The organism is Erwinia sp. 1181_3 (assembly GCF_052824965.1).
The window spans coordinates 197,118-207,738 of the sequence record NZ_VTDE01000007.1 but is presented as its reverse complement, the minus strand read 5'-3'; the positions used below and the strand labels follow the sequence as shown (position 1 = coordinate 207,738).

General features: G+C 52.5%; 9 protein-coding genes and 1 other annotated feature. Of the genes, 5 read left to right on the top strand and 4 right to left on the bottom strand.

What is annotated here, in order from left to right:
* Positions 1 to 261: 261 nt before the first annotated feature.
* The 3 genes from clpB to rluD all read right to left on the bottom strand — a co-directional run bounded on the left by clpB (position 262) and on the right by rluD (position 4,666).
* Positions 262 to 2,835: an ATP-dependent chaperone ClpB gene (clpB, locus tag FY046_RS17615; protein WP_159337970.1), complete on the bottom strand. Its 2,574-nt coding sequence runs from the start codon at positions 2,833 to 2,835 to the stop codon at positions 262 to 264.
* 125 nt (positions 2,836 to 2,960) lie between these two features.
* Positions 2,961 to 3,689 (bottom strand): purine nucleoside phosphorylase YfiH, encoded by a 729-nt coding sequence (gene yfiH, locus FY046_RS17610; RefSeq protein WP_421505287.1) that lies wholly within the window; start codon positions 3,687 to 3,689, stop codon positions 2,961 to 2,963.
* Positions 3,689 to 4,666 (bottom strand): 23S rRNA pseudouridine(1911/1915/1917) synthase RluD, encoded by a 978-nt coding sequence (gene rluD / locus FY046_RS17605; RefSeq protein ID WP_133845971.1) that lies wholly within the window; start codon positions 4,664 to 4,666, stop codon positions 3,689 to 3,691. Before rluD ends, yfiH begins: the two co-directional genes overlap by 1 nt.
* Before the next feature lie 134 nt (positions 4,667 to 4,800).
* Between rluD and bamD the strand changes: the two genes are divergently transcribed.
* The 5 genes from bamD to FY046_RS17580 all read left to right on the top strand — a co-directional run bounded on the left by bamD (position 4,801) and on the right by FY046_RS17580 (position 9,493).
* Complete coding sequence (gene bamD / locus FY046_RS17600; protein WP_133845972.1) at positions 4,801 to 5,532, top strand: outer membrane protein assembly factor BamD; 732 nt, start codon at positions 4,801 to 4,803, stop codon at positions 5,530 to 5,532.
* Positions 5,533 to 5,800: 268 nt separating this feature from the next.
* Positions 5,801 to 6,139, top strand: coding sequence for a ribosome-associated translation inhibitor RaiA (raiA, locus tag FY046_RS17595; protein WP_133845973.1), 339 nt, complete (start codon positions 5,801 to 5,803; stop codon positions 6,137 to 6,139).
* 98 nt (positions 6,140 to 6,237) lie between these two features.
* Positions 6,238 to 6,372: a sequence feature (Phe leader region), on the top strand.
* A 24-nt stretch (positions 6,373 to 6,396) separates the two neighbouring features.
* Entirely contained in the window at positions 6,397 to 7,557 is a 1,161-nt protein-coding gene (gene pheA / locus FY046_RS17590) for a bifunctional chorismate mutase/prephenate dehydratase (RefSeq protein ID WP_133845974.1), read from the top strand.
* Between the two features lie 122 nt (positions 7,558 to 7,679).
* Complete coding sequence (locus FY046_RS17585) at positions 7,680 to 8,735, top strand: ABC transporter substrate-binding protein (RefSeq protein ID WP_446186318.1); 1,056 nt, start codon at positions 7,680 to 7,682, stop codon at positions 8,733 to 8,735.
* Positions 8,732 to 9,493, top strand: a complete 762-nt coding sequence (locus FY046_RS17580) for a substrate-binding domain-containing protein (RefSeq protein WP_133845975.1) — start codon at positions 8,732 to 8,734, stop codon at positions 9,491 to 9,493. Before FY046_RS17585 ends, FY046_RS17580 begins: the two co-directional genes overlap by 4 nt.
* Here the strand turns inward: FY046_RS17580 and tyrA are convergent.
* Complete coding sequence (tyrA, locus tag FY046_RS17575; protein WP_259152518.1) at positions 9,490 to 10,611, bottom strand: bifunctional chorismate mutase/prephenate dehydrogenase; 1,122 nt, start codon at positions 10,609 to 10,611, stop codon at positions 9,490 to 9,492. The two genes, FY046_RS17580 and tyrA, sit on opposite strands and share 4 nt — an antisense overlap.
* Positions 10,612 to 10,621 lie beyond the last annotated feature (10 nt).

The following is a 10,621-nucleotide window of genomic DNA, read 5'->3' as shown; positions in this document are numbered from 1 at the left end:
CCCTCCTTCGGAGTCAACTTCTTTTTGAGAAGTTTTTCCGGCGGTTCAGATGCTTCCTGAACCTCCTGACACGTTGACTTGTAAGCCGTTGTTCCGTGTCAGTGGAGGCGCAGTATAGGGATTTTCTGGCGACTGACAAGGGCTAATTGCAAAAAACTTTTCACATGCTTATTTTTCATGCAAAAGCCGCTTATGACCTCGATTTATGCTGCTTTAATAAACAGAAATGGGCCAAAGGCCCATTTCTGTTACTTCCCGTGATTACTGATGTGCGACGATTACGCCATCCTGTACATCCATTTCTATGGTTTTCCCCGGAATCAGCGCACCAGAAAGTATCTGCTGTGCCAGCGGGTTCTCAATTTGCTGCTGAATTGCACGTTTCAGCGGCCTTGCCCCATAGACCGGGTCATAACCATTTTCACCCAGCTTCTGCAGCGCCGCTTCAGAGATATGCAGAGCATACCCACGATCGTCCAGACGCTGATACAGGCGTGCAAGCTGGATGCGTGCAATAGAAGCAATATGTTGCTCACCCAGCGGATGGAAGACGACCAGTTCATCAATACGGTTGATGAACTCCGGACGGAAGTTCTGGCTGACAACCGACAACACCAGTTCTTTCATCTCACCGTAGCTCAATGCACCGAAACGTTCCTGGATCAAATCAGACCCCAGGTTCGATGTCATGATCACCACCGTATTACGGAAGTCGACCGTCCTGCCCTGCCCGTCAGTAAGACGGCCATCATCCAGCACCTGCAACAGAATGTTAAACACATCCGGATGCGCTTTTTCTACTTCATCCAGAAGGATGACAGAGTAAGGTCTGCGGCGAACCGCCTCGGTCAGATACCCCCCTTCTTCATAACCGACATAGCCCGGAGGTGCCCCGACGAGACGAGACACTGAGTGTTTTTCCATAAACTCGGACATATCGATACGCACCATCGCGTCATCGCTGTCGAACATAAAGTTAGCCAGTGCCTTACACAACTCGGTTTTCCCTACCCCGGTTGGCCCAAGGAACAGGAACGAACCAATCGGGCGATTCGGGTCGGCCAGGCCAGCACGGCTGCGACGAATCGCATTCGATACCGCTTCTACTGCCTCATTCTGACCAATCACCCGCGTATGCAACTCCTGCTCCATACGCAGTAACTTGTCACGCTCACCTTCCATCATGCGAGCAACAGGAATACCGGTCCAACGTGCCAACACATCAGCAATCTCAACATCGGTAACACGGTTACGCAGCAGCCGCATGGTTTTACCTTCGGTCTGCGTCGCGGCAGCAAGCTGTTTTTCCAGCTCTGGAATTTTCCCGTATTGCAGCTCGGACATCTGCCCGAGGTCTCCCTGACGACGTGCCTGCTCCATGGCCAGCTTCGCCTGTTCTAACTCAGTTTTAATATGCTGAGTACCAGAGAGCTCCGCTTTTTCAGCTTTCCACTCTTCTTCCAGTTCTGAGTATTCACGCTCTTTCTGGTTCAGCTCAGTTTCCAGCATCTCCAGCCGTTTGATACTGGCATCGTCAGACTCTTTCTTCAGCGCCTGCTGCTCCAGTTTCAGCTGAATGATACGTCGCTCAAGGCGGTCAAGAGACTCTGGCTTCGAGTCGATCTGCATACGAATACTCGACGCGGCCTCATCAATCAGGTCAATCGCCTTATCCGGTAACTTACGGTCAGAAATGTAGCGATGCGATAAAGTCGCCGCTGCCACGATAGCCGGGTCAGTAATCTGCACATGGTGATGCAGCTCATAACGCTCTTTCAGCCCACGCAGGATCGCGATGGTATCTTCCACACTCGGTTCAGCAACAAAGACCTTCTGGAAGCGTCGCTCCAGCGCAGCATCTTTTTCTATATACTGGCGATATTCATCCAGGGTGGTGGCGCCCACGCAGTGCAGTTCACCACGCGCGAGTGCAGGTTTCAGCATGTTGCCCGCGTCCATTGCGCCATCAGCCTTACCGGCACCGACCATGGTGTGCAACTCATCAATAAACAGAATGACATTGCCTTCCTGTTTCGACAGGTCGCTGAGCACCGCTTTCAGGCGCTCTTCGAATTCACCACGATATTTGGCACCCGCCACCAGCGCTCCCATATCAAGTGCCAGTACCCGGCGGCCTTTCAGACCTTCTGGCACTTCACCATTAATGATGCGCTGCGCGAGGCCTTCAACGATGGCGGTTTTACCAACACCAGGTTCACCGATCAGTACCGGGTTGTTTTTAGTACGGCGCTGCAAGACCTGAATCGTACGGCGAATTTCTTCGTCACGGCCAATAACCGGGTCAAGTTTACCCAGCTCCGCGCGCTCGGTCAGATCGATGGTGTATTTTTTCAGTGCCTGCCGCTGATCTTCAGCTCCCTGGTCGTTCACGCTATCGCCTCCACGCATCTGGTCGATCGCTTTCGTCAGCTTATCGCTGGTGACCCCCGCAGATTTGAGCAAATCTGCCAGAGAACCACGCGAGTCAAGCGCCGCCAGAACGAATAATTCGGATGAAATAAAGTTGTCGGCACGTTTTTGCGCCAGTTTGTCACACAGGTTAAGCACCCGTACCAGGTCAGCAGAAGGTTGAACATCACCCTCGGTGCCTTCGACCTGCGGTAAACGGCTGAGTGCCTGTTCAATGTTGGTACGCAGTGAAGCGACATCAACACCGGCAGCGGTCAGTAAAGGACGAACGGATCCGCCATCCTGATTGAGCAACGCGCTCATCAGATGCAGAGGTTCGATGAATTGATTGTCACGGCCGAGGGCCAGAGATTGAGCATCAGCCAGAGCCAGCTGAAATTTGTTAGTAAGACGATCCAGACGCATAATTTCCCCCTATCAGGTCAAATTGCTACTGGAGATTAAATGAGGTCATCCCTCAAATTTTTCAAGGTAATGACCTGACATTTTGGAGAAAAAAACATCAATCCGGACCGTCTTATGGCGCTAGGTTATATCAGCCAGATCAAACTTGCCATACGGCCAGTGACGCCATCGCGTCGGAAGGAGAAAAATTGCTCACTTTGATTGAGGGTACATTGGCCGTCACCCCAGACGTGGCGCACGCCGATGGCATCTAAACGCTGTTTTGCTAAATGTCCGAGATCGGCATAAAACTTTTCACCCTTAGGGAAAAAAGCGGCTGCGGCGGCTGGATTTTGCGCAATAAAAGCCTCACGCACTTCCGGCCCGACCTCAAAAGCATCCGGACCAATCGCCGGGCCAAGCCAGGCGAAAATCTGCGACGGAGGGGCAGAAAAGGCATTAATTGTTGCCTCCAGCACGCCATCACATAATCCACGCCATCCAGCATGCGCGGCAGCCACTTCCTGGCCATCCTGCGAACAAAAAAGCACCGGCAGACAGTCAGCCGTCATCACAGCACAGACAACGCCAGGGGTTCGGGTATAAGCCGCATCCGCACGCAGTGAAGCCGGCACCTTCCAGTCCAGCGTCAGAACCTCTGTACCATGAACCTGCTCAAGCCATTGTGGCATGGACGGTAAATCGGCCAGTTCCAGCAGGCGCTGACGGTTAGTCTGCACATGCTGCAACTCATCGCCCACATGAGCACCGAGGTTAAGACTGTCCCACGGTGCCTGGCTGACGCCCCCCTGGCGCGTACTGCTGCACGCGCGAACGTTAGCGGGGGCCGACCACTTTGGTACAATCAGGCTCATTACCAGTCCAGTTGCTCTTTAAATTCTTCGGTATCCGCTTTCAGTGCATTGATCAAATCGACCATGTCCTGTGGCAGCGGTGCATGCCATTCCATTTCAATCCCGGTAATCGGGTGATAGAGACGGAGCATGGTGGCGTGCAGGGCCTGACGATCGAAACCACGCAGCGTACTGATAAAGGCATCTGATGCCCCTTTCGGTGGACGCGGACGACCACCGTACAGCGGATCACCCACCAGCGGATGGTTAATGTGCGACATATGCACACGGATCTGGTGAGTACGGCCAGTTTCCAGACGCAGGCGCAAACGCGTATGGGCACGGAAATGCTCCATAATGCGGTAATGCGTCGTTGCTGGTTTACCCATCGGATGCACTGCCATGTGGGTACGTTTAGTCGAGTGACGACTGATCGGTTGATCAACCGTACCGCCTGCTGTCATACGACCAATAGCCACGGCTTCATACTCGCGAGTGAACTCGCGCAGTTGCAGTGACTCCACCAGGTGCGTCTGTGCAGGGACCGTTTTCGCCACCACCATCAGACCTGTCGTATCTTTATCCAGACGGTGCACAATGCCAGCACGAGGCACATCAGCAATCGCCGGGAAATGATGCAACAGTGCATTCAGCACCGTGCCATCAGGATTACCGGCTCCCGGATGAACCACCAGATCGCGCGGTTTGTTAATCACCAGAATGTCGTCATCTTCATAGACGATGTTCAGTGGGATATCCTGCGCTTCCCAGCGAGCTTCTTCGTCAATTTCCGCATCGATGATAATTTGCTCACCGCCGAGCACTTTTTCTTTCGGTTTGTCGATAATTGCACCGTTGACGGTGATGCGACGGTCGAGAATCCATTCTTTTATGCGAGAACGTGAATAATCAGGGAACAATTCGGCCAAAGCCTGATCTAAGCGTTGTCCGAGTTGCGATTCGGATACCGTTGCGTTGAGTTTTACTTGTTGTGCCATAAATAAACAGCTTCTTCGTTAACGTTGGGTTTTCACGGCGATGCCGTTTAATATAATGTGCTATCGTACCTGGTCACTATCGGAAGCTTAACGGACAGCTTCCTGAATAACACTCTGAGGATAAGCAAATCGTCATGACGCGTATGAAATATCTGGTGGCTGCAGCCACGTTGAGCCTGGCATTAGCTGGATGTTCCGGCTCCAAGGATGTGGTGCCTGACAGCCCGCCTTCCGAGATTTATGCCACTGCCCAGCAAAAACTGCAGGACGGTAACTTTAAAGGAGCAATAACGCAACTGGAAGCGCTTGATAACCGCTATCCATTCGGCCCTTACTCCCAGCAAGTTCAGCTAGACCTGATCTACGCATACTACAAAAATGCCGATTTGCCGCTGGCGCAAGCCGCCATTGACCGCTTTATGCGCCTGAATCCAACGCATCCGAACATTGATTACGTTATTTATATGCGTGGTCTGACGGACATGGCGCTGGATGACAGTGCATTGCAAGGCTTTTTTGGTATCGACCGCTCAGACCGCGATCCAACCCATGCGCGTGATGCTTTCAAAGACTTCTCGCAGCTGCTGCGTGGCTATCCAAACAGCCAGTATGCAACCGATGCACGCAAGCGCCTGGTGTTCCTGAAAGATCGTCTGGCGAAATATGAGTTATCCGTGGCGGAATTCTACACTAAACGCGAGGCGTATGTCGCTGTGGTTAACCGTGTAGAGCAAATGCTGAAAGATTACCCGGATACAAAGGCTACGCGCACTGCACTGCCGCTGATGGAAAATGCTTACCGTCATCTGCAGCTGAATGCAGAAGCCGATCGTGTGGCAAAAATCATTGCGACCAATCAGGCCTGAGTCTGACCTGACAAAAATGGCAGCCTCTGGGCTGCCATTTTTTTGACTAAAAAACGGCAAAATGCCAAATTTCCAGTCAGGTTAACCTATCAACAATGACACTGAAAATGCCCCTCGACAACCCCCAGAGCCCTATTTACCCGCCCATCTCACAGTTTTGTTCTTCTTGACAAAAAGCGACAAAATAACGTGATTTTGATCACACATTTTCACACTTTTCGCGGTATGCTGGGTTCACCAAGACGGAAATGACAGAGAGGTAAGCACTATGGTACTGAACATTACCAGCAAGCAAATGGAAATTACTCCGGCTATCCGCCAACATGTCGAAGACCGTCTCGCCAAACTTGAAAAGTGGCAAACTCATCTGATAAATCCACACATTGTTTTGTCAAAAGAGCCGAAAGAGTTTGTTGCCGATGCAACTATCAATACGCCAAACGGCCCGCTGATTGCCAGCGCCAAGCATGAAGATATGTACACAGCCATCAACGATCTGATTAACAAGCTGGAACGTCAGCTGAATAAAGTTCAGCATAAAGGTGAAGCGCGCCGCGCCACCGCCAGTGTTAAAGATCTGAGTGTGGTTGAGACAGACGAAGAGTAATCGGTTTAAACCGTCATAACGCGCCTGCGGGCGCGTTTTTTATTGACAGAATGAAATTGCAGCGGTTACTTTATCCTTCCAGACATCATGGATAGCACAATGAAATCAGCACAGTTTTTCTTCGCATTCTTTTTTACCTTCTTTACCTTCCCCTGATTTGGGAGGCAATTCGTCGTGTAAGAGTGAATGCGAAGACGAACATTAAAGCCTCCCAAACGGGAGGCTTTTTTTTTAGTAACATCTGACAGGTAGCAAATATGAATCCCGAAAATCCTTTGCTGGCTCTGCGCGGTAAGATCAGCGCACTGGACGAACAACTGCTGGCCCTGCTGGCCCAGCGCCGTGCGCTGGCGGTAGAAGTTGCTGAGGCCAAAATGGCCACCCACCGTCCCGTCCGTGATATCGACCGCGAACGCGATCTGCTTGAGCACCTGATCACTCTGGGCAAAGGCCATAAGCTGGATGCGCATTACATCACACGCCTGTTTCAGCAAATCATTGAAGATTCCGTGCTGACTCAGCAGGCGCTGCTGCAAAAACATCTGAACAACACCAACGCTCACTCTGCGCGCATCGCCTTTCTCGGGCCAAAAGGCTCTTACTCGCATCTGGCATCACGCCACTATGCCGCACGTCATTTCGATAACTTCATTGAGAATGGCTGCCTGAAGTTTCACGATATCTTCAATCAGGTTGAAACCGGGCTGGCTGACTACGCCGTGCTGCCGGTTGAGAATACGACTTCAGGGTCAATCACTGATGTCTATGACCTGTTGCAGCAAACCAGCCTGTCTATTGTCGGTGAGATCACTATCCCTATTGATCACTGCGTCCTCGTCTCCGGTAATACTGACCTGCAGCAGATTGAGACAGTCTACAGTCACCCTCAGCCATTCCAGCAGTGCAGCCAGTTCATCAATCGTCATCCGCACTGGAAAATTGAGTACACCGAAAGTACTGCGGCTGCGATGGAGAGAGTCGCTGCCATGAATTCACCGAAAGTTGCCGCGCTGGGTAGTGAAGCCGGCGGTGAGCTTTATGGTTTACAGGTGCTGGAGCGGAATCTGGCTAACCAGCGCCAGAACATTACCCGCTTCATCGTACTGGCCCGTAAGCCGGTCGAGGTTTCACTCCAGGTTCCGGCAAAAACCACGCTGATTATGGCCACTGGCCAGCAGGCAGGCGCCCTGGTGGAAGCTCTGCTGGTGCTGCGAAAACATAATCTGACAATGAGTAAACTGGAGTCGCGCCCGATTAACGGGAATCCATGGCAGGAGATGTTTTACATCGATTTCCAGGGCAACCTGAATACCGATGCTGTACAGCAGGCGCTAAGCGAGCTGACGCCAATCACACGTTCCCTGAAGGTACTGGGCTGCTACCCTAGCGAAAACGTCGTCGCCATCGATCCCCAATAACGCCGGACACCTCGCCAGCCCAATCGCGGCTGGTGATTTTCCCCTTTTGCCACAGAGAATCATTTACCCTGTGATGTCGATCGCTATATCATAAGATATACAACGATACTCAGGCAGTGATGATGACTTCCCTTTTCCGCTCTTTTTCCGTACTTATTCTTTCTGCTTTATTCGTTTTTTCTGCGCAAGCATCACGCCAGGTAACCGATCAGCTCGGTCGTCAGGTGACATTGCCCGATCGCGTTGATCGGGTCGTCGTCCTTCAGCATCAGACCTTAAATCTACTGGTACAGCTCGATGCCACGGGAAAAATAGTCGGCATTCTCAGCAACTGGAAACAGCAGCTGGGCGACGGCTATGCACGTCTGGTACCCCAGTTGAATACGTTGCCGATGCTGGGCGATCTGACCCATGTTGATCTGGAGAAGCTGGTTGCCCTTCATCCGCAGGTGGTGTTTGTCACGAACTATGCGCCCCAGGAAATGATTGATCAGATTCAGGATCTCGGCATCGCTGTTATTGCCATCTCTCTGCGTACCGACAGCGGCACACAGCAGGCCCAGCTCAACCCACCGTTAGAAAATGAAGAACAGGCCTACAATGATGGCCTTGCACAGGGTATCCGTCTGATTGGCGAGGTGGTCAATCAGCAAAAGCAGGCCGACGCTCTGGTTGCAGAAACCTTTAAACAGCGTCAGCAGGTTGCCGACCGGCTCAAGGACATTCCGGAAAAAGAGCGTATTCGTGTCTACATGGCTAACCCCGATCTGACAACCTATGGTTCGGGGAAATACACCGGGCTGATGATGGCGCATGCCGGAGCAATGAACGTTGCCGCATCAACCGTTAAGGGCTACAAGCAGGTTTCAATGGAGCAAATTCTGGCATGGAATCCGCAGGTCATCTTTGTCCAGGACCGTTATCCAAAAGTACTCGACGAGATTAACCAGCAGCCCGCCTGGCAGGCCGTGGATACCGTCAAAAATCACCGGGTTTATCTGATGCCAGAGTATGCCAAGGCCTGGGGCTACCCGATGCCGGAAGCGATGGCACTGGGAGAATTGTGGATGGCGAAGAAACTGTACCCGGCCAGATTTACGGATATTGATATGCAGCAGCAGGCAGACAGCTGGTATCAACGTTTTTACCGTACTCACTACCACGGCAACAACGGATGAAGCCTTTACAGGTATTGGCCGCGGGCAGCCTGCGTCACGTCTGGCCAGGCGTGGTAAGTGCATTCCAGCACTATTATCCGGCGGGGATAGAAACGCAGTTCGGTCCAGCCGGAATACTGCGTCAGCGTATAGAGCAAGGTGAGGCCTGCGATTTGTTCGTCTCTGCCAGTATTGCCCATCCGCAGACACTGTTACAGGCAGGGCTGGCACAAAGGACAGGCGTATTCTGCCATAACTTTTTGTGCCTGAACGTTCGCAGCGATAGCGTCGATTCGGCGGCTGAGTGGCTCGATCTGTTGCGCAATCCTGCTCTGCGTCTCGCCACCTCAACACCTGGCTGCGATCCCTGTGGCGATTACGCCTGGCAGCTATTCGAACGTATTGGACAGCATGAGACTGAACTGGGCCAACGGTTAAAGCAGCGTGCGATGCCACTGGTCGGTGGAAAGGATTCCGTACCCGTACCTCCGGGGATGCAGGCTTCAGTCTGGTTGATAAAGTCAGGGCAGGCCGATCTCTTTATTGGCTACCGCAGCTATGCGCATCTTCTACAGGCGAATGAGGGTATTACGACGTTGTTGATACCTGAGGCGTGGCAAACTCGCGCTGACTATGGCTATGCTGTTTGTCAGCCCGCAGGCCACAAGCTCGCTGAGCTGTTGTTAACTTGTGAGGGACAGGAGATTTTCGTCAAGGCGGGGTTTGGTACGATTAAAACGGAGGGGCCAGATATGTCGGCCCCTCCTGTTAAACACTAGGGTCTGCTGTCATTTGCCTGACGCAGTAACGTGCGGCTTTCTGCCTGGAAGCGTTTCGCGTGGTCGCCAAACCAATGCTCTACCCGGCGGAAGCTGTCGATAAACGCCTGCTTATCGCCCTGCTCCAGCAACTTTATTGCCTCTCCAAACCGCTTATAATACCGTTTGATCAGGGCCAGATTGCTTTCTGAAGACATAATAATGTCGGCGTAGAGCTGTGGATCCTGAGCAAACAGGCGTCCGACCATCGCCAGCTCCAGTCGATAGATCGGTGATGAAAGCGCCAGCAGTTGGTCCAGTTGAACATTTTCTTCTGCCAGGTGCAGACCATAAGCAAACGTAGCGAAGTGGCGCAATGCCTGAATAAACGCCATGTTCTGGTCATGCTCCACGGCACTGATACGGTGCAGGCGTGCGCCCCATACCTGAATCTGTTCCAGGAACCACTGATAGGCTTCCGGCTGACGACCATCACACCACACCACCACCTGCTTCGCCAGGCTGCCGCTATCCGGGCCGAACATGGGGTGTAACCCCAGCACCGGTCCTGCATGCGCGGCCAGCATGGCCTGCAACGGTTTATTTTTCACCGAGGCCAGATCCACCAGGATGCAATCCTGCGGCAGCGGAGGCAGCTCACCAATCACCTGCTCGGTCAGATGGATAGGAACACTAATAATCACCATGCCCGCGTTGGCCAGCATCGCTTCTGCGTTATCCCAGTCATTTTTATCGAGGATCTGTACCTGATAACCCGACAGGGTAAGCATCTTCTCAAACAGACGCCCCATCTGCCCCTTACCGCCAACAATCACTACCGGACGCAGTTCGGGACAGAGGGTTTTAAAGCCCTTATCGTTTTCGCTGGTGTAGGATTCACGCATCACGCGGCGCAGAACATCCTCGATCAGATCGGGAGGCACGCCCAGCAACTCCGCTTCATGACGGCGTGAGGCCAGCATCGTGGCCTCACGCTCAGGAACATAAATCGGTAACCCGTAGCGGCTTTTTACCTCGCCGACTTCGGCGACCAGCGTCAGCCGTTTCGCCAGCAGATCCAATAGCGCTTTATCGACTTCATCAATTTGATCGCGTAACGCGGTCAGTTCAGCCACCATAACTCATTAA